Genomic DNA, 23,418 nt, shown 5'->3' with positions numbered 1-23,418 from the left:
TTGGAATGTGGTGATTGATATGACGAATGATAATTATTTTGATTTGTTTAAACTTAAAGTGGATGAGTCGCTGATATTAAATCCTACTTCTGAGTATGAAGAGCAAATAAATAAAGCTTTTTTAGAAACGGAAAACAGATGGAAGCAATTAAAGCTAAAACATTTAGGTAAGAAAAGCGATGAAGCGTCTGAAAATTTAAAGAGATTGAAAGCACATGAATTTGATATTTTAAAAAATCCGACAGAACGACAACGGTATTACTTGAAAATTAAAGAGGAGAAGCAATCGGAACTAAAAACTAGATTAATCGAATCTAATGAAGAGGATATGGATCTTGAAGCTTTAAAGAAACAATACCATCAATATCTAGATGAATCGGAAATTGAAAAAATAGTCAAAGAGATATTTAAAGCTAAAGAAAGACCAGATGAAGCCATATCAATGAATCTACTTAATAAGCTAGCCATTTATGAAAATGAATTGAAACAGTTAGGAGAAGTGAATTTATTTACTGCTTTTGGATTTGATGAAAAAGCAAACTATGAAACAGTCAAAAATAAAATCAAGCAAAAACAAGATGATTTACAAAAAATATATGATGAGCACCCAAATGATAGTAGTTATAAAAAATATATTAATAAGAAGGATATCCTGAAAAAGTTTGAAAAAGAAGTGTTCTTAACAAATGATTTCAAAGATCACTATGAGGAATATAAACATTTTCTAAAATATTCAATGTTTATCCAATTATTACTGAATATAAAAGATAAGGATATTACTACCATTTATTTCAAAGATATTTTATTGGAGAAAGTAAAAGAAGAAGGTATCGATGAAAAAAAATTCATCTTGTTTTTATTAAAAAACCACAAGTATTTTGGCATTAAAGGTATTTCTCCTGTTACGGATTATTATATCGCCAATGTCGGGCATAAGGATTTTGGAGAGGAAGATACTCAACAAACATTGCAAAAAGTTCTTTCTATAAAAGATTATGAGTATCATTGTGGTCGTGAGGCATTAAAAAATAAAGAGTTTGATAAAGCTTTTGAGCATTTTAAAGAATCTAATATTATTGATCACAGTTATGCACTGTATGAATTAGCTGAATTATATTATACAGGTACAGATAGCCTTCCTAGGGATCTGAATAGGGCAATAAAATTACATGAAGAGGCGATAAATAAAAACAATTCTAAAAAAGGAAATAATAAAAATTCGTTGTATCGGATAAGTCAGATGTGTTTCAGTGGAGAGGGTTGCGTAAAAAATGAACAAGTTGGTTTTAGTCATTTAAAGGAATTTGTCAATAATTTGCATGCTTCGAATGATTTTTACAATCAAGCTCATTTAGATTTAGGTGACTGTTATTATAAAGGGAAAGGCACTACTAAGAATTATAAAAAAGCACTGGTTCATTACAACAAAGTAAGTGATGAAACGGCTAAAGGAAGAATAAGAAAAATAGAGCGAGAGATTACTTATAGACCAATTATAATGATTGGGATAACTTCAGGTTCTTATATTTTATTGTGTTTAGTATCTTTGTATTATTTACAAGAAGTTCTTCCAACTGATTTTAATATAGCTAATGTATTAATCTATTTTGGGATATTATTTGCATGGATGATCTTTACAAGCTTGTATTTCTATATAAATCCATCATGGTTAAATCAACTAATCAAGTTTGATAATATAAGGACACTTCAGGCAAAGATTGTACAATATATATATTTAAATAAAAAGCGGATATTAACCATAGCGATATTATTGTTTGGATGTGTTTGTTTCTTGTTGTTTTACACGGAGGGGTTAATTAAACCTTGGTTAACTGAAGCAGACGTTGGAGAAATCCCGGAATTTTTATCCCTCCTATTAAATTATGGAGTAAACTGGGTTTCTGTGGGAATATATTTAATAGTGTTGTTTCCTCTATATATTATTAAGGAAGTTCATAGTCCAAATGACGCAATTAAGGTCAATGTTAAAACAATCATTTTTGACGGAGTAAAAACTTATTTATTCGCATCAGGTATCTATTATGCTATCCAGTGGTCTGCAGAAAACGTATTAACAGAGTTTAGTGTATTAAAGTATATTGGAATAAGTATTTTTTTGTTGATAATCGTATCAATAATTAATACTACAAAAATAATTAATCGGTTATTTAATGGAAAGTTAACCGTATATGTATTTGCGGTGTTATTGTTGTACGGTTCATTAACTTGTGCATTAGTGGCTGAAAATAACGGGGACTTGCCAATAGCTACTACATTGCTGCAAGTCGCGTTTACCTCTCTTTTTATAGAGACAAAGAACCCATAAATTATTTTTTGACCTTGGGTTAGTCGTTTTGCTAATTAATACAAGAAATGATTCAATAAATAATACGTTAAATTAACTTTAATACCATCTAATTGGTAATGGTATAGTTAGCTCTATATGAAAAAAATTTCATTATATAATTAACAGACCTCCAATTGTAAAAACAATTGGAGGTCTTTCGTTCTTTAAGATTATAGGTAAAGAATATTAAAACTACAGGCTAGATTAAGACCTATTTGCTTTATCTAATTCGGCTCCCAAAAATTTTGCGAGCTCAAGCATTCCATATAGGCCTGCCTCAGCTTCGGCGTCGGAATTATAGTTTGTATTTGTATTGATATCATATGTGTAAATCATTCCATCCTGATCACGGATAAACTCAATTCCGGCAATGTCAATACTTGCTGAGGTAAGAAATTCTTCGTATTTCGCAATAATAGGATCATTGAAATCCTTAATAATTTTAAATTGCGGAGATATATCCTCTTGTTCTCCAACTGGGCAAAATAAATCCTCTATTTGGCAGGCATCGGCAGGACATAATTCAAAACCTTTTGATGTATCCACACGAACAGCATAAAGAAATTTTCCTCCAATAAATTCACAACGGGTTATTGAAGAATCAGGAGAGAGGATATATTGCTGTATGAGTGTGATCCCATCTACTGGCTCTTCAAAAAGAGGGCTGTTTACGTATTCCTCTAGGGCTTCTACAGATTGAAATAGCTGCACACCAAGACCTTTTCCAGCTCTGTTGTGTTTAGTAATAAAAGGTGTCATTCCAAGTTTTTTAGCGGCAGAAATGATATTACTCCGACCGACAGCTGCAATCGTGGCAGGAGTTTTGATACCTGAAGCTTGAAGAGCTGTATATTGATTGATTTTGCTGATTTCCATTCCTAAAGCCTTTGAACCGTTAAATACTTTTCGATTATGACGTTCGAGCCAGTTGATTACTCCGCTAGCAAGTTCAGGTGCATAACGGTGTCCGCGTGTGTGGGATGACGCACTCATACGGTTGTAAAAAATACCATCTGGCGGTGTATCCGTCAAATCGACTAAGCCCTCAGCTAAATGCCAGTTTTTGTATGGAAGGTTTAATTCTTCCATTCTATTAATTAAATGATTGGTCCAGTCATCATTTTCATGAATGATATGTATATGTGTCATTAGGAAAATCTCCCTCTAGTTTTCGTCAATTTATGAAAATCATACCATTTAACTTGGAATTGGGTCAAATGTTGAAATTTAGGAAAAATAATTATTGCAGTGGAAAAACCGTTTGGCAAAGTTTATACTGTTGATTGAGAAAGAGATTAAAAGGGAGATACCATGCCAAATTTTTCGCCATACAGATATTTTTCAAAAAAAGACTGGGCTAACTTGCGATTTAATACGCCAATGACATTGACTCAATCGGAAATAGAAGAACTTCAAGGTGTTAATGAAAAGCTTTCTGTTGAGGAAATTACGACTATTTATCTGCCGTTAACCCGTTTATTAAATTTATATGTGAACTCATCACAAATGCTGCACACGGTCACGGACACATTCTTTGGGAATACCACAAGAAAAGTGCCATATGTTATTGGTGTAGCAGGAAGTGTGGCTGTAGGGAAAAGTACAACAGCCCGTATTATTCAGGCTCTTTTATCCCGATGGCCAAATACTCCACAGGTAGAAATTATCACAACCGATGGATTCCTCTATCCTAATGCTGTGCTGGAGGAACGAGGAATAATGGACAAAAAGGGCTTTCCTGAGAGTTATAATACGAAGGAATTAATCAAGGTTTTATCTAGAATTAAAGCTGGTCATCCAAAAGTGAAGGCACCTATATATTCGCATCTATATTATGATATAATGCCTAACCAATATACCGTCATCCAACAACCGGATATCGTCATCGTGGAAGGAATTAATGTTCTGCAAACTCCTAAACAGGATGATCATTTTCCAAGTGTTTACGTATCAGACTTCTTCGACATCTCCATCTATGTCGATGCCACTGAAAATAATATTTATAATTGGTATGTTGAACGTTTTAAAACGCTTCGTAAAACCGCTTTCGCCAATCCGGCGTCTTATTTCCATCGTTATGCCGATTTGACGGATGAAGAAGCAGACGAAATTGCAACAAATATTTGGAACACCATTAATAAAATCAACTTGGACTTAAATATTGCTCCAACTAAAACGAGAGCGAACATTATTCTTAAGAAGGACTCAGATCATTCTATTTCCTCGGTGAAATTGAGAAAGATTTAAAAGGATGTACTCATAGGGAGCAGGTGAACTATGGCAACTGAGAAACAGAAAATGATTAATGGAGAATTATATAGGCCACTAGATGAAGAGCTCGTCCATGACCGTCTCCGTGCCAGGAAGCTTACGAGACTATATAATCAGACGATAGAAACTGATTATGCAGAACGAACCGCTTTATTAAAAGAGTTATTCGGTTCAACCGAAAAAAATTGCTATATTGAACCGACTTTTCGGTGTGATTATGGGTACAATATTCATGTTGGTGAAAACTTTTATGCTAATTTTGATTGTGTTATCTTAGATACATGCGAAGTGCGAATTGGTCAAAATTGTATGCTTGCACCTGGTGTTCATATTTATACTGCTACACACCCGCTCAACCCTGATGAACGAAATTCCGGTAAAGAATATGGAAAGCCGGTCACAATTGGTGACAATGTATGGATTGGTGGTCGGGCGGTTATTAATCCAGGTGTTACAATTGGTAACAATGTAGTGGTAGCATCAGGAGTTGTTGTAACGAAAGATATTCCAGATGATGTGGTTGTTGGCGGTAACCCAGCCCGCATTATAAAACGAATTGATAAAGAATAAGATTCTATTCCCATTTACATAATGAGTTGTGTAGGAAGAATAATATTCCTTGGTGCTATTATTCCATTGATAAATGAACTTATTGTTAAAATGAGATTATTTTGATTACATTATATGGGTACTTTTGATAAAATTTAATTAATAGTTTAAGATATAATAGCACTTATAACTTCAAATGAAGTACGAACAAAATTGAGGATGTGAAGAATGAAGAAACATATACCAAATTTATTGACTTTAGGAAATCTTTATTGTGGTTATCTGTCCATTTCTTACATTATCAGCGGGGATGTGCGAAATGCGACTATACTCATTTTTATTGCATTGATGCTTGATGCGCTGGATGGAAGAATGGCAAGAATTTTAAGGGTAGCCGATGATATGGGAAAACAGCTTGATTCATTGGCTGATATTGTATCATTTGGGGTCGCGCCTGCCTTTTTAGCATCTTATACATATTTATACGATTTTGAACAATATGGTCTTTTGATTGCCGGTTTGTTCCCGCTTTTTGGATGTTATCGACTTGCAAGATTTAATATTACGCCTACTGAGGAATCATTAAAGCATTTTAAAGGAATCCCAATTACATTTGCAGGGGGACTTGTTGCCTTTTTAGTACTATTTGAAAACTGGATTCATGTCAGCGTATTTGTCATTATATTCTTTAGTTTGGCAATCTTGATGGTCAGTACCATTAAAATCCCAAGCTTCAAAAAGGTAAAATTAAATTATTATACGGTCATTATAACTTTATTCCTATTGTATATGTTTTATCTTATTGCAAAGTCAGGATTTAAAAGTGTTCCTGAATTTTTCTATGTTGCCATTGCTATTTATATTATCTTTATCATTGCCCGATACATTAAAGGTAAGACACCTAAGTTTCGCCTTAAAAAAATGAGAACGATTCGGGTCAGAAAAAAGAAAATTAAAAAAGGAATGAAAAAGAAATAATGACCTATTGAGTCTACTGCACCTTATATTCCTTTTTGGTTTCTATGACGGGGAAAAGGCATTCAGGTTTACCACGAATAAGAGGACTCATATCTTTAAGAGTACTTGTGGATTGATTCAAACGTGTTATGATTCTCCGAGTTTTTTCACACCCCAAATGTTGGATTTCGAATCTGACTTTTGGGGTGTTTATTTATGGTTAATTTTTGAGAAATGGATAGCTGGGGAAGAATCCTATGTAACAATCGGAAAGAAAGGGTAGGATTCAGATTTAGATATGGAGTCTGAAAATTAAGACATCCGAGATAAGCTATCCTGCAACTATTTCTAGCTATTATCCTAAGTAAATGAAATTGATTGTTTGACAGCATAAGTGAAGGTGGGTATTTTTATGAATTCTTTTTTAGCATTAATCAAATATCTAAAGTCATACAAGTTAATTGTATTGCTTGGCCCCTTATGTATGATTGTGGAAGTAACTATGGACCTGATTCAGCCGACAATCATGCAAAATATTATTGATAAAGGGATTGCTTCGAGTGATAGTCGTTATGTAGTAACAATGAGTATATTTATGCTGTTCTCTGCAATTATAGGGCTGCTTGGTGGTATGGGAAGTACGATATTCAGTACGCGTTCAGCGATTCATTTTTCAACTGAGCTCCGCAGAGATGTTTTCGAGAAGATTGATTACTTTTCCGGTGAAAATACGGATAAATTCGGTGCTGGAAAATTGATTACCATCATGACGAATGATATAACAGCCGTGCAGCAGGCTGTCATGATGACCTTACGGATATTTGTTCGTGGCCCGATTATGTTTATTGGCAGTATTATTATTGTATTTTTCACTGCCAGAGAACTTTTTCCAATTCTTCTGGCAGTTGTACCTTTATTGACAATATTAATAGTTTTATTTACATGGAAGGCCGGTCATCTTTTTCAATTGGTGCAGAAGGCAATTGATCGTGTCAATACGAAATTACAGGAAAACCTTGCCGGAATCCGGGTAATTAAAGCATTCGGTACACAGGACCATGAAATGAAACAATTTCAGATTGTTAATAAGGAATTAACAGCGGTGAATATTCGTGCTGACCAAGTCATTATGGGTTTAATGCCCATACTATTGTTTATCGTTAATATGGGAATAGTTGCTGCTATTTGGATGGGTGCGATTAAGGTTGATAACGGAAGCTTGAATGTGGGAGTAATTGTAGCATTTATAAATTATTTAACAATCATTTTGAACTCCCTTATGACAAGCAGTAATGTTCTCATGCAAATCACTAGAGCCTTTCCATCTGCTGGGCGAATTGTTGATGTATTGAATACAGAGCAAGACATTAAACAATCTGAACAACCGTTCGTTCCTATACCGGATAAAGGTACTTTGGAATTCAAAAATGTGAGCTTTAGTTATAGCAAAAATGGGGAGAGAGTTCTTTCTAATGTTTCTTTTAGTGTACCGAGTGGACAAACACTTGGAATCATTGGAGCAACAGGTAGCGGAAAGACAACACTGGTAAAATTAGTACCGAGACTTTATGACGTGGATGAAGGACAAATCCTGTTGAATGGAATAGATATCAAAGACATGGATATACAAGAATTACGAAAGTCCATCGGGTTTGTACCGCAGAAAGCATTGTTGTTTTCTGGAACCATTAGCCAGAATTTAACTCAGGGTAATGAAAATGCAACAAAGGGCGACATGACAGAAGCTCTTCAAAATGCTGAAGCCCTTCAATTTGTAGAACAATTAGACCCGGATTATGCTTATGAACTCACTCAGGGGGCAACTAATCTGTCAGGTGGACAAAGACAAAGAATATCCATTGCCCGGGCTTTTATCCGGAAGCCATCCATTATTATATTGGATGATTCTACTTCAGCTGTGGATGCGATATCGGAAAGCCGTATCCGAAAAGTATTGATAAATAAATATCCGGATTCAACCAAAATTATTATTTCCTCAAAGCTTTCATCTTTAAAACATGCGGATCAAATTTTGGTTCTTGAGGATGGTAAAGTAACTGGAATTGGCAGCCATAATGACCTTTACCGAAAAAATGAACTCTATCGTGAATTATGTTCTATACAGAGTGAGCAGGGGGTGAGCCATCTATGAGCCAGCAGACGCAAACTCAAAAACAAGTGAATATGAGACCAGGTCACAGACATTCATTTGGGCCTAAAAGCAAGGCAAAACATCAAAAGGAAACGGTTCTAAGAATATGGTCTTATCTTAAAAGGCGAAATTTGACACTGATTGCGTCAATTATATGCGTGCTATTTTCGACTGTTATCAATTTACTTGGTCCTTATTATATTGGAATTACAATTGATGAATATGTACTTGTTAAAGATGTAGATGGTTCTATTCGAATGACTTTGTTATTAGCCGTTATTTATATAGTAGGTGCGATTCTTACCTGGCTTCAGCAAAACTTGATGATACATATTTCATTAAAAACGATTCGGACAATTAGAGAAGAATTATTTTCAACCCTGCATACATTAAGCCTCCGATTTTTTGATAAACGTTCATCCGGCGATTTAATGAGTCGGGTAACCAACGATATTGATAATTTAAATAATGCATTAAGCCAAAGTGTAGTCCAGATTTTTTCTTCCTTACTGACAATCATTGGTGTCTCAATCGCCATGTTTGCATTAAATTGGATGTTGGCAATTGTCTCATTTCTGGTGATACCCCTTATGATCTTTACATCCAAAAAGATTATCCAAGTGAGCAGCCGTAATTATGCCAAGAGGCAGCAAAATTTAGGTAACCTGAATGGGTATGTAGAAGAAGCAATAAGCGGCAAAGAGGTCATCACTCTTTTTGGACGAGAGCAGGAAACCATCAAGGAGTTTAAAAAGATCAATGAGGACTTGCGTGAATCGGCTATACAGGCTGATACATATGGTGGTTTTCTCGGCCCTGTCAATAACTTTATCAATAATCTCGGCCTTAGCTTGATTATTGGCACTGGGGCCATCATGTCGGTGCATGGGCTGACAACAATAGGTGTAATCGCTGCTTTTGTTACGTATTCAAGATTATTTTTCAGACCGATCAATCAGTTATCCAATTTGATGAATACGATTCAATCCGCTATAGCAGGAGCTGAGCGTGTGTTTGAGATAATGGATGAAGTACCTGATTTAAAGAATAAAAGGGGAGCTATACCAGCGACTTCTATAAAAGGGAATGTCCGATTTAAAGGTGTTCGATTTGGCTATGAGAAAGAGAAGGAAATTATAAAAGGTATTTCCTTAGAAGCTAAAAGCGGACAAACCATAGCATTGGTAGGCAAAACTGGTTCAGGAAAAACGACTATTATTAATCTGCTATCAAGATTCTATGATCGATTAAGCGGTGAAATTTGGATTGATGACAGATTAATAGAGGATTATTTAGTCGAAGATTTAAGAAAAAGGATAGGAATCGTTCTACAGGAAACATATTTGTTTTCTGGAACAATCATGGAGAATATCCGTTATGGTAAACTGGATGCCTCTGATGAGGAGGTCATTCGAGCTGCTAAGATTGCTGCTGCACACCAGTTTATTAAACATTTGCCAAATCAATATAATACAGTCGTCACATCGGGTGGTATCAACTTAAGCCAGGGTCAAAGGCAATTAATCTCGATTGCACGAGCGGTTTTAGCAGATTCAGATATTTTAATATTGGATGAAGCCACTTCAAGTATTGATACACGCACAGAAATAGCCATTCAAAACGGAATGAAGAATTTGACTAAGGGTCGTACAACCTTTGTAATTGCACACCGCTTAAAAACAATCGAGAATGCTGACTGTATATATGTCATCGATGATGGGTTGATTGTGGAACATGGAACTCATAACGAGCTTATTCAAAATAAAGGGTATTATCACAGACTATATGAAAGCCAATTCACGACTTGATTTCACTATATAATATGCTTTTCAAAAGAAGAGCAATGGATTTACTTCCGTTGCTCTTTTTTCGTTCAAACTGAAGTCAAGATCCTCACTTCAAACGAATGAGAAGCAATAACGAATAGTGGGAGACTAGCGGATTAGTTCAACTGACGCTAGAGCCCTGCACCGAGCATGTATACTATCTTGCTTTCGGTCTTACAATTACATTCATCAGTACAGGGATATTTCTGCCAAGAATAAAACTGTACTTTACTTCCAAAAAAGTACAAATTGCATTCAAAAAAGAAATTTATAATAGGAAGAATGATTGCCTAATATCATAAACAGCACGATATCGAGATAAATACATCGGTTGCCCAGAAATATCAAACTAGCTAAGAATAGAGAAATAATATTTTTATAGATGCTCCTTTTTAGCTTCTTTATTTATATATAAGAGGTGAAAAGGAGGTGAGAACATGGAAAATCAATTCTTAGAGTTAACAAAGCTGCAAATTGAATTTGTTGTTGGGGTTGATGCACAAGGGGAACCAATCACCCAAAAAAGAACACTATCCAATATTAATAATGGGGCAGACGGTGAAGCATTAAAACGATGTGCGAATGCGATTATCTCTCTTCAAGTCCATGAAGTAGCAGGGGTAAGGCGCTTGGATACTTGGCAAATCTAGTATCGGTAGAAGGAAATATCGGATAGAAAGGAGGGGCTACAGATGGAAAATGTTCTAGAATTATATTTTCTAACAGAAGAAGGTAAAACTGCTAAACTATCAATTGATAACCCAAAAATGCCAGTTGACCAAGAAGCGGTTAGACAGGCAATGGATATCATTATTGAATCGAAAGTATTCTTAACAAAATCAGGTTATTACGTTAGTAAAGAAGAAGCACAGTTAGTTGAAACAGCAAAAACCGAATATTCATTTGTGTAATTGATGAACAGATGGCTAATCCAAATAAGCTGGATTAGCCATTTTTAAAGGATTGAGCGAGGAGGTGGCAATCCGTGAACGATTTAATTCCGTTAATTAAAGATGTGGGTTTTCCTATTGTGGTAACCGTTTATCTTTTATACCGTATTGAAGGAAAACTGGAGATGCTGAATAATTCCATACAATCATTACCTTTAATGCTTAGTGAACTGATCAAAAAATAATTCTAAGGCTTGCCATCAGTAAGAATGGCGAGCTTTTTTTATTGGACCATCACTCCTTGCGAATACTAAGTGCCAGTGTAGTAAGTGCAAGTGATACGTATGAAATAACAACCACTTTCAACATCAAAAATTAAGCTCTCTGGCTTTGGCTTTCCCGTCTATCCTATACGTTTTATTTTCTACCTAATTATTGCTATATTAATTGCTTTTAAATTTTTAAGGTTTAAAAATAATGAATCAGTGGTATTTTTTGAAAAATATGTAACTTTACATATGTATATCTATATATGAAACCATTAGACAAAGAGATGAGGTAGAGATGATGGCTGGTAAACATATTCACAACGAAAAAGACAAGCAATTGGATGATTTTAGAGTGGATAATAGCGAAAAAAAATTAACAACCAATCATGGTGTACGGGTTTCTGAAGATGAACATTCTTTAAAAGCGGGTGACCGTGGACCGACTCTCATGGAGGATTTTCATTTTAGGGAAAAAATGACGCATTTTGACCATGAGAGAATTCCGGAACGAATCGTCCATGCTCGTGGTTTTGGTGCACATGGTTATTTTCAGGTGTATGAACCAATGACGAAGCTGACCAAAGCAAGTTTTTTGCAGGATCCATCTAAAAAAACGCCAGTCTTTGTACGATTTTCCACTGTTGCAGGCTCCAGGGGATCTGCTGATTCTGTAAGGGATGCCCGTGGATTTGCAACCAAATTTTATACGGATGAAGGTAATTTTGATCTCGTAGGAAATAATATTCCTGTATTTTTCATTCAGGATGCGATTAAGTTTCCAGATTTAGTTCATTCCTTTAAGCCTGAGCCACACAATGAGATGCCTCAAGCAGCAACAGCCCACGATACTTTTTATGATTTTGTTGTAAATAATACTGAATCTGCACATATGGTTCTATGGACGAACTCTGATAGGGGTATACCTAGAAGCTATCGGATGATGGAAGGGTTTGGTGTCCATACATTTAGACTTGTAAATGAACAAGGAGAAGCCCATTTTGTTAAATTCCATTGGAAACCAATACTTGGGGTCCATTCTCTTGTCTGGGATGAAGCGCAAAAAATCGCAGGTAAAGATCCTGATTTTCATCGTCGTGATTTATATGAAGCGATTGAAATGGGAAATTATCCAGAGTATGAGTTTGGTATTCAGGTAGTTAAGGAAGAAGATGAATTTAAGTTTGATTTCGATATACTGGATCCTACTAAAGTGTGGCCAGAAGAACTCATACCTGTACAGAAAATAGGTAAAATGACGCTTAATAAAAATGTGGATAATGTATTTGCGGAAACGGAACAGGCGGCATTCCATATTGGTCATATTGTACCGGGAATTGATTTTACCAATGATCCATTATTACAGGGGCGTCTATTCTCTTATACGGATACACAGCTGTTAAGGCTTGGGGGACCGAACTTCCAACAAATTCCGATTAACCGCCCGATTTCACCCGTACACAATCACCAACGTGACGGATATCATCAAATGCGTATCGATAAAGGGCAGGTTAGCTACAATAAAAATGGGTTAGCCAATAATTCTCCATCACCGGCCTCTCCTGAAGAAGGCGGTTTCGAGCATTATCAGGAAAAGGTAGATGGATCTAAAGTTCGGAAGAGAAGTGAAAGTTTTAAGGATCACTACAGCCAAGCTAAATTATTTTGGAACAGCATGTCTTCAGTAGAAAAACAACATATCATCGATGCATTCCGCTTTGAGCTTGGTAAATGTCTAAGTAAGGATATCCAACAACAAGTTGTTAATATGTATGCGAATGTGGATCATTATTTGGCTGAACAAATTGCGATTGGTTTAGGTCTTGAGGTACCATCAAATACTGAAGTTAAAGAATCAAAAGTAATTGATTCATCACCTGCACTCAGTCAATTGAATACAACCATGGGTGCCGCGACAAGAAAGGTTGCTGTCCTTGTCCATAATGGATTTGATGGAATTGATTTAAAACAGGCGCTGGTAGCCTTTGAGGAGGCTGGTTTAATTGCAGAAATTGTTTCTGAGAACCAAGGAGAAATAACTAGCGCTAATGGAGCTGTGTTAAAGGTAGACCAGACGTTTTTGACAACAGATTCAGTTTTATATGATGCTGTCTATCTTGCTTCGGGTCAACATAGTGTAGATGCTCTAAAAACGATCAACAAGGTGAATGAGTTTATAATGGATGCATTCAATCACTTTAAAGCAATAGGTGCCGCAAAAGAAGCTGCAGATTTGGTTGCTCCATTTATCCGGACATCTAATGGAGCTGCCGGTATTATTACCTCGGCTTCTGATGAACCAATAAATAAGTCAGTTGAGCAGTTTATTGAAGCGGTTGCTAAGCATCGCCACTGGGATCGTATTCAATAAGAAAGTTCAAATATTGATTAAAAAGCCTCTAATCCACAACAACGGATTTAGAGGCTTTTTGTCAGTTAGGAAATATGAATAGGATCTTGTTTTTTTGTCTGATGAGCGAATTTTTTCTCCCATGGACGGCTGTGCCAGCGTTTGACTGCAAAGATTGCACGGAACCATTCGTCAATTCCCTGAGCAATCCATATTCCGAGTAAACCAAGCCCGAATGTAATGCCAAACAAATACCCGAAACCTACAGTAAATGTCCACATAGATAAAATGCCGATAATGACTGGGAAACGAACATCCCCTGCTGATTTTAATGAGCTCATTAAAACAATGTTGACAGCTCTGCCAGGTTCAACAAAGGCAATTCCCCAGAGAACAGGCAAAGCAATCGCTAAAATGGCCGCATTAGATGTAAATAACTCAATCAATGAATTTCCCATTAGTGCAAATGTCAGTGACACAGCTGTAGAGGCAAATACAGCTATTTTTACGGTTTTCATTCCTCTTTTTAAGGCCTGATCAAAGTGACCGCCCCCTATATATCTTGCAACCAACAGTTGTGTTCCCTCGCCAATCGCAACGCTGAATAAATAACAGAGCATTGTAATATTCGTTAAATAAACACGTGCAACTAATGAAGCATCACCGAGGGTGGCAACGAAAGCAGTTACCAACAGCTGTGAAAAATGATAGGATAAATTTTCACCGGCAGAGGGAATACCTATTTGAAAAAGATTTTTCATGTCTTCAGTGTTAATATGAAATAAATCACTTAATCGGAAGCGCAATGCAAGCTCTTTGGCAACGATCATTATTAAAGCGACCACTGCAAAACTTCGAGCAATAACCATCGTCCATGAAACACCAGTCACACCGGTTATCGGAAGATTGAATACTCCGTAAATACTAATGACATAGCCTAGTGTACTGATAATATTCATAAAGAGTGAAACATACATAGGTTCCTTTGTTCTTCCATGGCTCCTGAGAATAGCGCTTAGAACAAGTGAAATTGACTCAAGAAATAAAGAAAATCCAACAATCCTTATGAATAGAAGAGCATAGTCATAAACCTCTCCGCTAATGTCAAATAAATTCAATAAACTCTGCCCGAAAATAACTACAATAAGAGATATGAGGACACCAAACCATACATTAATGCTAAATGCAGATCTTGATAATTGTCTTGCTTTATCAAGACGCTGTGCCCCGATCCTTTGTCCAATTAAGATCATCGCACCAATAGAAGAGACATTAAAAACTAAGATAAAAATACTTATTAATTGGTTGGCGACACCTACTCCTGCTGCAGCTAGGTCAGAATAATGTCCAAGCATCAATGTAGCCAGTAACCCCATTGCTATATGTAAGCTAAGCTCTATAAATAAAGGCCATGATATAGAAAAAAGCGATTGATTTTTTAAATTTTCTGTATTTACCAATCCGTCTGACTCCTTTAGTTTAAATTAAACACCTAATAAATCATTCTATAATACTTTACCATTATATGTATAGAAGAGATTATGAAAACATGAGTTTTATCTTTTGGAAGTATCTTTTATCTGGGGGATTTGGTTCGTTTTCAAGTATAATGAACCAAAAACAAAGGGTGAATAAAGGATGAATATAAAAGGGATTAATCATTTGTTATTTTCCGTATCCAATCTGGATCAATCCATTTTATTTTATGAACAAGTGTTCGAAGCGAAATTACTTGTAAAAGGGAGAACAACTGCATATTTTAATTTTAATGGTTTATGGTTAGCATTGAATGAAGAAAAAATGATACCTCGGAGGGACATAGAATATTCATATACCCACATAGCTTTCTCCGTAGAAGAAGCAGATTTCGATGAGTGTATAAATCACTTAAAAAAGTTAAACGTGAATATTCTTCCAGGAAGAATGAGAGATCTAAAAGATCAGCGATCCGTTTATTTTACTGATCCTGATGGACATAAATTTGAGTTCCATACTGGGAATCTTGATGATCGTCTTTCCTATTATAAAGAAGCGAAAACCCATATGAAGTTTTTTTAGTTGATGTGAAAGCAGCTTAAAGTAATCATTATTCTATATTTATTAAGCTTGGATGCCAATGATAATGTATTCACGCAGCATTTAAAAAAAGATAAAATGATTGAAACTTGTTCCTTAATTCTAACTTTTTTGCCGTTACGAATATTACACGTTTCATAGATAAACGTTTGAGGAAAAGAATGATTTTCTTGTTATTAGAAGGTTGTTAATAATTCCAAATGTACATTTTATTTTACCTACGCATCTTTTACATTTGTAAAACCTTTTATAATAGATGGTTTAAGAGAAAGGCATAGCCATTTTGAGAAGAATTTAGTATAGGGAGTTGATGTGAGTGCAATCCATATTGTTAGGTATATTGGCATCTTTTTTCTTTGCGGTGACATTTATACTAAACAGGTCAATGGAACTCTCAGGAAGTAGCTGGCTTTGGAGTGCGTCATTGCGCTATATTTATATGATTCCATTTTTAATGGCAATTGTTTATTTCCGAAAGAATTTATGGCAATTGTTTGTTATTATGCGAGAAAACTTAAAGGCATGGTTTTTTTGGAGCTTTATTGGTTTTGGGATGTTCTATCTGCCTTTATGTTTTGCTGCAGCATATTCTCCAGGGTGGCTTACAGCAGGAACCTGGCAAATTACAATAGTGGCAGGTACTTTATTGACACCATTGTTTTTTGAATTTAAAGAGGGGATTTATTCAAAAAAAGGTATCATACCTAAAAAGCAATTGTTTTTCTCATGCTTTATTTTACTGGGGATTTTATTGATACAGATGGAAAATATGAATCAGTTAACAATAAAGGAATTCTTATTTGGTTTTATCCCAATCCTGATAGCAGCATTTGCTTATCCATTAGGAAACCGTAAAATGATGGAAATTACAAAAGGTCGGTTGGATGCATATCAACGAGTACTAGGAATGATCATAGCCAGCTTACCTCTTTGGATTATCGTCTCCATTCTGGCGCTGTCTACAGTTGGACCACCAAGCCCTATGCAAAATATTCAAACATTGATAGTTGCTATTTCTTCAGGAGTCATTGCCACCGTTCTATTTTTTAAAGCAACCGATCTCGTTAACCGTGATATGAAAAAGATGGCAGCGGTGGAGGCCACTCAATCCATGGAAATTTTGTTTGCTTTAGCAGGAGAGATGATAATCTTATCTATTTTATTTCCGTCCATCTCGGCTATGATTGGAATATTTATTGTCATGTTTGGATTAGTCTTGCATAGCTTAAGTTCTGTTGAGAAGAAAGAGAATACGATTACTGCAAAAGAAATATAAAAAGGTAGAAATATATAAATAGTAATCCTTCTAAAATGTTAATTCTGCTGAAATTGACATTTTTTCTTTTTTTATCTCCTAGTAAGACTTTATTCTGATTAATTTAACAAAAATTTCAGACATCTTTCTTGCCTAGGAGGATGGAAGCATTGTATTATTGGAAAGGTAGTTTGATAAAACCAACAATTTCTTATAACTTCTAACTTCAATACAGTTTATAACCTCCTCTGTTTAGTACATAAATGATTACTTACTCCGCCTCTGTACTTTCTCTTAAATTTCACAAATTGGACTAGTTAATGAATGACTGAATAGAAATACATCTTTAGGATAATGAATTAAATGCTTAAATATTGGAAGGAGTATTGTGAGAAAATGAACTATACAATTTTTAAAGATTACGAAGAAATGTCCACATCCGCGGCTGAAATAATCATACAAGAAATCAATGAAAAACCAAACCTTTTTATAGGTCTCCCTGCAGAAAATAGTCTAAGGCGAGTATTGGAGATATTAGCGAACCAATATTCATTGGGGTTGGTTGATTTTTCAGAGTGCCGTTTTGCAGTTATGTATGAATGGATGGGCAGAAGCACTTATGATGAAGGCAGCTGCAATCAATTCCTCTATAAAGAATTTTTTTCTAAAGTTAATGTCAAAGCTTCACAATTGGTTTTTTTTAACGGAAAATCTGAGATACCTCATAAGGAATGTAAGAGAATTGACAATGATATTATTAAAAACGGGGGATTAGATTTAGTCCTATTGGGAATTGGCGGAGATTGCAAGATTGGTTTTATTAGTCCCAGTAGTTCTTTTTCTTGTTATTCACATGTTCGCCGCATAGGAGATAAGGATTATTATAATCAGTCTGATACACAGGATCTGCCTGCAGCTTACTTGGTAGGATATAAACATATAATGGGAGCACGGGAAGTTATTGTGTTGGCGAATGGTTTGCATAAAGCGCAAATAATCAGGAAAACGTTAAAGGAGAATTTACATTTACATACACAAAAGAAAGTTTTACACCAAAATACAACTTTCTTATTAGATCAGGAAGCTGGAAGCTTATTAAGGGTTTAAAAAACGTACATGGTATAAAAATCAATATTAAGTAAAATAATCAGTCAGCTTTATTACATACCATTTTCTGAATATTCATTATACTATTTATCGGTTTTGAATCAGTGAAGAGGTCGGATAATCGTTTTTTGTATTAGTGATAAAATACGATTTTGTCTTTCATTTTTGAATCACGCCCATTGTTACACTCAGGTTAATTATAATGTTAACTTGTCAAATTATAACGATTGATAAGTAGTAACCATGAATCATGAATAATTATGTAAATAAGCTAATTAAAAATCAGTGCGAATGTACCTATGATATTTTTATATATATTGTTAAAATATGGGTAACAACTGGTACCGGCTTCAAATTAATCTCAAGTGGAGGAGATAAGATGAAGAGAGAAGTGCAAGTTATACCATATCATATTGATCAACAGCTTGATTCAGTCAATGAGGTGCCAAAGGGCATTGAAATGATTGAAGCCCCTGAAATCTGGAATGTTACGATGGGTGAAGGTGTAACCATTGCAGTGTTGGATACTGGTTGTGATGTGAACCATCCTGATTTGGCAAAGCAAATTATTGGCGGCCGGAATTTTACTACAGACGATGATAGTGACCCTGATAAATTCCAGGATTATAACGGGCATGGTACACATGTGGCGGGAACAATTGCAGCCACGCAAGATAAAAGTGGGGTAGTTGGGGTTGCTCCAGCTGCCAAGCTGCTTATTCTGAAAGTATTGGATAAGGATGGCTTCGGTGAGTATGACTGGATTATTAACGGGATTCTTTATGCAATCGAGCAAAAAGCAGATATTATTTCTATGTCTCTAGGGGGAACAGAAGATGTACCTGAGCTGCATGAAGCAATTAAGAAGGCAGTAATGAATAATATTGCAGTTATTTGTGCCGCAGGCAATGATGGAGATGGTAATGAAGAGACGGAAGAGCTTTGCTATCCGGCAGTTTACAACGAAGTCATCAGTGTTGGCGCAATTGATCTCGAACACCGGTCATCCCGATTCTCTAATTCGAATAAGGAGATTGATTTGGTAGCACCTGGTGAGAAAATTCTATCCACTTATTTGAACGGAAAATATGCGACTTTAAGTGGAACATCTATGGCTACGCCTCATGTGGCAGGAGCAATGGCTCTTATTAAGGTTATGACCAATAACAGCTTTGAACGTAACTTAAGTGAGCCGGAAATATATGCACAATTAATAAAGAGAACAATACCGCTTGGGAACTCACCTAAATTAGAGGGAAATGGCTTGCTGTATTTGACAGCCCCTGACTATTTAACAGAGCTGGTTAATAAACTGTCCTTAGATGATGCTATAAATATGTAGATTGTTGACAGTACAAAAGTATTCTTGAATCGTTAAAAAGATTTATGATGCGAATGAGAAGATTTGAAAAGCTTCATTATAACAGTGATAGTAAGATTGGCCGCGTAACCATAAAAAGGACCGCCACACTGAATAGCTAGCTCAGTATGGCAGTCCTTTCGTTTATGTAGGAAATGGATTAGCATTCTTTTTTAATGATGACGATTGATATGGTTTGTGTTGAAGATGCGCCAGCCTCTGTGAGTCAATGCGCCAATAAAGGAAATGAAGAGGAGAGCGCCAGTCCAAATTTCAAATTGTTCAGGAACATAGTTGAAAACGGAAAATGCTAGATTCTCAACTTTAAGGCTAAAAGATAAAACAAGTACAAACAAGCCTATCATTAACAGTTCTTTAAATAAATTAATAAGTTTAATGTTGTTCTGATCCCAGCGAATAAGAAAGAGAGCAATCGCTAGGGCGCCAAATAAATTCCAATCCAATGTCTCCACTCCTTTATTAGTTATTCTTTTAATATTTGAAAAATGATTGGTGGACAGGCAGGATAAAGGGCTTCATTAACGAATGCCAATCATTTAGGGGGACATCGTGAAAATGGATAATTTTGTATTCATTATAAAGGTAGACAAACTTCAGTGGCAATATATATTTTAAGGCAGGAATACGGTTTTAGATGTAGAAATGTTAATGAAGAGGGAATTAAGAATGTCAGGGAGTGGCAATATGGATTATAAGAATTTATACTTTACAGATAGTTTTTTTTCATCTGGCCAAAAAGATATTTATACAAGGGATGAACACATTGTTGGTAAATTAGATTTAAAAAGTGCCTTTACTTCCACAATCGATGTATTAGATTTGAAGGGAAATATTTTGATTAGCGGCAAATTCCCGCTTTTCAGCAACAGGTGGATCGTTACAAATCAAGAGGGGGATGAACTTGGCTTCGTACGTGCAAGATTTAGCTTTTTTGCCAAAAAATACGAGTACACAGCTCATAACCGGGGAGTATTCCGCATTGATTCAGAAACCTTTTCCAAAAGATATGAAATCCTCAGTGAAAAAGGAAAGCAAGTTGGCCGATTTAGAAAAGTCAACTCCATCTTATCAAGTCCTGCCTATGAATTATCTAAAACTTCCAATGAAATCGAAATAGGTGAAATGATAGCTGTTGTCATGGGTGTAAATGCTATTCAAAAAAGGAGTCATTCGGCTGCGAACAGTACCGTATAAACGAGAGATTACTATTAAAACTTTAATTGATAGAACTAAAAGAGTAAATAGAGGTGACTTAGCCAGACTGATTGAACGCGATAATAATTGAAGTGCCTCCAATAAGTAATTGAATAATAAAGTTGAAGGCACCATGATAGGTTTTTAATATATCTAATTGGATAATCTTAATAAGTGTTATCATGGTAATAATGGGGCAGAAAAAATAGGCGAGCTGGGAAAAAGAAAATGACCAATCCTGAAGTAAGGACTCTGTTAATAAGGGTAAAAGGATAAATAAGTTCATAGCTGTGACTCCATATAAGGATTTTATCGTTATCATCCTTAACCTCCGTTAAAAATTTTCATAATCCATATTAGTATATAATTGAATTTACAAAAAAGTAGTAGAAATTAAGAGTAACAATTTTTAATCAAACAAATGCTATGAGACTAAAATGAACTCTGTAAGCGAGATTATATGGGTTCATTCTAGTTTTTTTTATGTTCTTCTAAGTGACCAACGATTCGTTCCAGAATACATAACCCTTCATGACTTTTCTTTTTTAAAGGCTGTTTTCGTGATGGTTATACCAAATGGGGGTTGATATATTAAGCTTAAAGAGGGAATAACGATATTTTTTATAGTAGACTGAAGATCCGTTAGCATATTTAAGTTGTTGCAACTCAATATTTGATAACTGCCTCAATTGGTTTCGCTGGCTTAAATTAGGAAAGAGTTTAGGTGTGGAAAACACGTATAGACACAACTACATACAAGCTCAAAAATGTCAAAGATCCCCAATATCTTTTATACATTGAATCCCCCATCTAATTAAAATACTACAAGTATTTATATCACATTTCTCTTCGTATTTATTGGATTTTTTTACTTTATTTTCCTCTAATTTGGGTTTTCGCACTCAACCTTTGACTACTAACAACAAACTATACGAAAAGCCTTTATAAAGGGTAAAATCCTTTTTAGCTTTTCTGTCATACGAATTAATAAGATGACCTATTAAATACTTTAGAAAGGAAGAGTTAATATTTTACGATTTTTGAAGTGTCTGATAAAATTTATGTAGCCAGACGACTATAATAGGAGGGATAGAATGGATACAACCTTGGATAAAGCTGCCATGATCAAAGAATATATCGTGGAAAATCGCCAGTCCTTTAGTGATATGTTATTATCTGAAGCAGTAAATGTCAGGCGGAAAATAGAAGAAATCTTACTGATTGGCAATATTGATTTGATAAATAACGCCCATAAACTGGTTATATACGTTCTTGACCAGGAGAAGAAAGAAGTTATTGATTTTGCTAAGCAAGAAGGCATAGCTTGGGCTACTCATTCCCTTACTTTGAATTTTAAATTGGAATGGGTACAGGCAATAAGAAGAACGATGTGGGCATTTATCAATCAATTTGTTCAACAATCAGAAGAATCTTTTAATATGGAAGATTTTTTTATTATGGAAAAACAAATTAACAATCAAATTGATAGTTTCTTGAATACTTTCTTTATCAGCTATTCGAATTATAAAGATATATTAATTGAAAAGCAGACTAAAATGGTTGAAAATTTATCCGTCCCGATTATACCGATCACACCGACGATTTGTATCTTACCACTAATCGGTGTATGGGATGATAATAGGTCCAAAATTATAGAAAAGAAAGCGTTACAGGCAGTTGGAGAACACCATATCCAAACCTTAATTATTGATTTATCCGGTATAGCTGAGATGGATCCTGATGTTATTGATCAACTAATGAAGTTAATTGAGGGTACTTCAATGATGGGGTGTGAATCCATTATCACAGGACTTCGCCCCGATATTGTACAGCAAATTATCCATATGGGGATTAATTTTGAAAACAAAGCTACTACAATGGGCAGTCTTCAACAAGCTATCAAAAGATTTCTTTAAAACTTTTAAGTAAAAGAAAAGTAGGCCCTGAAAATTCAGGACCTACTTTTTTTGAAATAGCTGGTTAAATAAATAATAATAAACTGATTGCCATTAACGCCATCCCTGCTATCAACCCATAAATGGCATGGTGACCTTCATCATACTTTTTAGCTGCAGGTAATAATTCATCCAACGAAATGAATACCATAATCCCCGCAACCGCCGAAAAGATAATTCCAAACAACATATCAGTTAAGAATGGCATTAACAGTAAGTAAGCTACTAGAGCACCGACTGGCTCTGCCAATCCGGAGAGAAATGAAAGTTTAAAGGCTTTTCGTTTGTCCCCGGTCGCAAAATAGATAGGCACGGCAACCGCTATCCCCTCGGGAATATTGTGAATAGCGATGGCGACTGCAATAGCAATTCCTAAGCCAGGATCCTGTATTGCTGATGTAAATGTAGCGATACCTTCCGGGAAATTGTGAATACCAATTGCCAAAGCGGTAAACACACCCATTTTCATAAGCTCATCACTATGAATTTCACTTCGCGGCTTATTCATGTCCTCCACTTTTTTTGGTTCATGAGGATTCCCTTGCTTTGGGATAAAACGGTCAATTAAGGCGATAAGTAAGATACCGCCAAAAAAACCAACCACAGTCATTGTATAGCCCTTTTCATAGCCTAAAGCACTGACAAGAGAATCTTTTGCCTTAACAAAAATTTCAACCATTGAAACATAAATCATGACGCCGGCAGAAAAGCCAAGGGAAACGGATAAAAATACTTTATTGGTACGAGATGTTAACAGAGCAATCAAGCTCCCGATTCCTGTTGCTAAACCAGCCATGAGTGTTAATGCAAAGGCAAATAAAATAGTTTGATCCATTATGAAA

At 35.4% G+C, this 23,418-nt stretch carries 21 protein-coding genes; 16 read left to right on the top strand and 5 right to left on the bottom strand.

The window, feature by feature from the left end; translation table 11 throughout:
* The first annotated feature begins 19 nt into the window (after positions 1 to 19).
* Positions 20 to 2,326 (top strand): SEL1-like repeat protein, encoded by a 2,307-nt coding sequence (locus tag FHY45_RS00675; protein WP_139891155.1) that lies wholly within the window; start codon positions 20 to 22, stop codon positions 2,324 to 2,326.
* 225 nt (positions 2,327 to 2,551) lie between these two features.
* On the opposite strand, the gene FHY45_RS00670 is transcribed toward FHY45_RS00675, so the two are convergent.
* Positions 2,552 to 3,496, bottom strand: coding sequence for an ATP-grasp domain-containing protein (locus FHY45_RS00670; protein ID WP_066099910.1), 945 nt, complete (start codon positions 3,494 to 3,496; stop codon positions 2,552 to 2,554).
* Positions 3,497 to 3,658: 162 nt separating this feature from the next.
* Between FHY45_RS00670 and coaA the strand changes: the two genes are divergently transcribed.
* The 9 genes from coaA to FHY45_RS00625 all read left to right on the top strand — a co-directional run bounded on the left by coaA (position 3,659) and on the right by FHY45_RS00625 (position 13,629).
* Complete coding sequence (gene coaA / locus FHY45_RS00665) at positions 3,659 to 4,594, top strand: type I pantothenate kinase (RefSeq protein ID WP_139891154.1); 936 nt, start codon at positions 3,659 to 3,661, stop codon at positions 4,592 to 4,594.
* A 30-nt stretch (positions 4,595 to 4,624) separates the two neighbouring features.
* Complete coding sequence (gene maa, locus FHY45_RS00660; protein ID WP_139891153.1) at positions 4,625 to 5,188, top strand: maltose O-acetyltransferase; 564 nt, start codon at positions 4,625 to 4,627, stop codon at positions 5,186 to 5,188.
* A 207-nt stretch (positions 5,189 to 5,395) separates the two neighbouring features.
* Complete coding sequence (pssA, locus tag FHY45_RS00655; protein ID WP_139891152.1) at positions 5,396 to 6,145, top strand: CDP-diacylglycerol--serine O-phosphatidyltransferase; 750 nt, start codon at positions 5,396 to 5,398, stop codon at positions 6,143 to 6,145.
* Between the two features lie 391 nt (positions 6,146 to 6,536).
* Entirely contained in the window at positions 6,537 to 8,276 is a 1,740-nt protein-coding gene (locus tag FHY45_RS00650) for an ABC transporter ATP-binding protein (protein WP_139891151.1), read from the top strand.
* 32 nt (positions 8,277 to 8,308) lie between these two features.
* Entirely contained in the window at positions 8,309 to 10,084 is a 1,776-nt protein-coding gene (locus tag FHY45_RS00645) for an ABC transporter ATP-binding protein (RefSeq protein WP_257468983.1), read from the top strand.
* A gap of 455 nt (positions 10,085 to 10,539) precedes the next feature.
* Entirely contained in the window at positions 10,540 to 10,752 is a 213-nt protein-coding gene (locus FHY45_RS00640) for a DUF1659 domain-containing protein (RefSeq protein WP_066099901.1), read from the top strand.
* A 42-nt stretch (positions 10,753 to 10,794) separates the two neighbouring features.
* Positions 10,795 to 11,013, top strand: a complete 219-nt coding sequence (locus FHY45_RS00635) for a DUF2922 domain-containing protein (RefSeq protein ID WP_139891149.1) — start codon at positions 10,795 to 10,797, stop codon at positions 11,011 to 11,013.
* Between the two features lie 74 nt (positions 11,014 to 11,087).
* On the top strand, positions 11,088 to 11,237 hold the full coding sequence (locus tag FHY45_RS00630; RefSeq protein ID WP_066099896.1) for a YvrJ family protein: 150 nt from the start codon (positions 11,088 to 11,090) through the stop codon (positions 11,235 to 11,237).
* A gap of 322 nt (positions 11,238 to 11,559) precedes the next feature.
* On the top strand, positions 11,560 to 13,629 hold the full coding sequence (locus FHY45_RS00625; RefSeq protein ID WP_257468931.1) for a catalase: 2,070 nt from the start codon (positions 11,560 to 11,562) through the stop codon (positions 13,627 to 13,629).
* 65 nt (positions 13,630 to 13,694) lie between these two features.
* On the opposite strand, the gene FHY45_RS00620 is transcribed toward FHY45_RS00625, so the two are convergent.
* Positions 13,695 to 15,068 carry an MATE family efflux transporter gene (locus FHY45_RS00620; protein WP_225983684.1) on the bottom strand — a complete coding sequence of 458 codons (1,374 nt, stop codon included), beginning with the start codon at positions 15,066 to 15,068 and terminating at the stop codon, positions 13,695 to 13,697.
* A 178-nt stretch (positions 15,069 to 15,246) separates the two neighbouring features.
* On the opposite strand from FHY45_RS00620, the gene fosB reads away from it, so the two are divergent.
* The 4 genes from fosB to FHY45_RS00600 all read left to right on the top strand — a co-directional run bounded on the left by fosB (position 15,247) and on the right by FHY45_RS00600 (position 19,388).
* A complete protein-coding gene (gene fosB, locus FHY45_RS00615; protein ID WP_066099887.1) occupies positions 15,247 to 15,666 on the top strand; it encodes a metallothiol transferase FosB in 420 nt (139 codons plus the stop codon).
* 334 nt (positions 15,667 to 16,000) lie between these two features.
* Positions 16,001 to 16,960 (top strand): DMT family transporter, encoded by a 960-nt coding sequence (locus FHY45_RS00610; RefSeq protein WP_139891147.1) that lies wholly within the window; start codon positions 16,001 to 16,003, stop codon positions 16,958 to 16,960.
* 375 nt (positions 16,961 to 17,335) lie between these two features.
* On the top strand, positions 17,336 to 18,046 hold the full coding sequence (locus tag FHY45_RS00605) for a 6-phosphogluconolactonase (protein ID WP_066099884.1): 711 nt from the start codon (positions 17,336 to 17,338) through the stop codon (positions 18,044 to 18,046).
* 379 nt (positions 18,047 to 18,425) lie between these two features.
* Entirely contained in the window at positions 18,426 to 19,388 is a 963-nt protein-coding gene (locus FHY45_RS00600; protein ID WP_066099880.1) for a S8 family peptidase, read from the top strand.
* 191 nt (positions 19,389 to 19,579) lie between these two features.
* On the opposite strand, the gene FHY45_RS00595 is transcribed toward FHY45_RS00600, so the two are convergent.
* The gene (locus FHY45_RS00595; protein WP_139891146.1) at positions 19,580 to 19,870 is read right to left on the bottom strand and encodes a hypothetical protein; all 291 of its coding nucleotides are present in this window, start codon (positions 19,868 to 19,870) and stop codon (positions 19,580 to 19,582) included.
* A 241-nt stretch (positions 19,871 to 20,111) separates the two neighbouring features.
* Between FHY45_RS00595 and FHY45_RS00590 the strand changes: the two genes are divergently transcribed.
* Positions 20,112 to 20,621: an LURP-one-related family protein gene (locus FHY45_RS00590; protein WP_066102213.1), complete on the top strand. Its 510-nt coding sequence runs from the start codon at positions 20,112 to 20,114 to the stop codon at positions 20,619 to 20,621.
* A gap of 58 nt (positions 20,622 to 20,679) precedes the next feature.
* Here the strand turns inward: FHY45_RS00590 and FHY45_RS00585 are convergent, their stop codons facing one another.
* Positions 20,680 to 20,943 (bottom strand): hypothetical protein, encoded by a 264-nt coding sequence (locus tag FHY45_RS00585; RefSeq protein WP_139891145.1) that lies wholly within the window; start codon positions 20,941 to 20,943, stop codon positions 20,680 to 20,682.
* 772 nt (positions 20,944 to 21,715) lie between these two features.
* On the opposite strand from FHY45_RS00585, the gene FHY45_RS00580 reads away from it, so the two are divergent.
* Positions 21,716 to 22,537 (top strand): STAS domain-containing protein, encoded by an 822-nt coding sequence (locus tag FHY45_RS00580; protein WP_066099869.1) that lies wholly within the window; start codon positions 21,716 to 21,718, stop codon positions 22,535 to 22,537.
* Positions 22,538 to 22,601: 64 nt separating this feature from the next.
* Here FHY45_RS00580 and zupT read toward each other — a convergent pair whose 3' ends face one another.
* Positions 22,602 to 23,411, bottom strand: a complete 810-nt coding sequence (gene zupT / locus FHY45_RS00575; protein WP_066099864.1) for a zinc transporter ZupT — start codon at positions 23,409 to 23,411, stop codon at positions 22,602 to 22,604.
* Between the last annotated feature and the right edge of the window lie 7 nt (positions 23,412 to 23,418).

This window comes from Bacillus sp. D386 (assembly GCF_006346415.1).
This window is presented reverse-complemented; position numbering and strand designations above follow the sequence as displayed.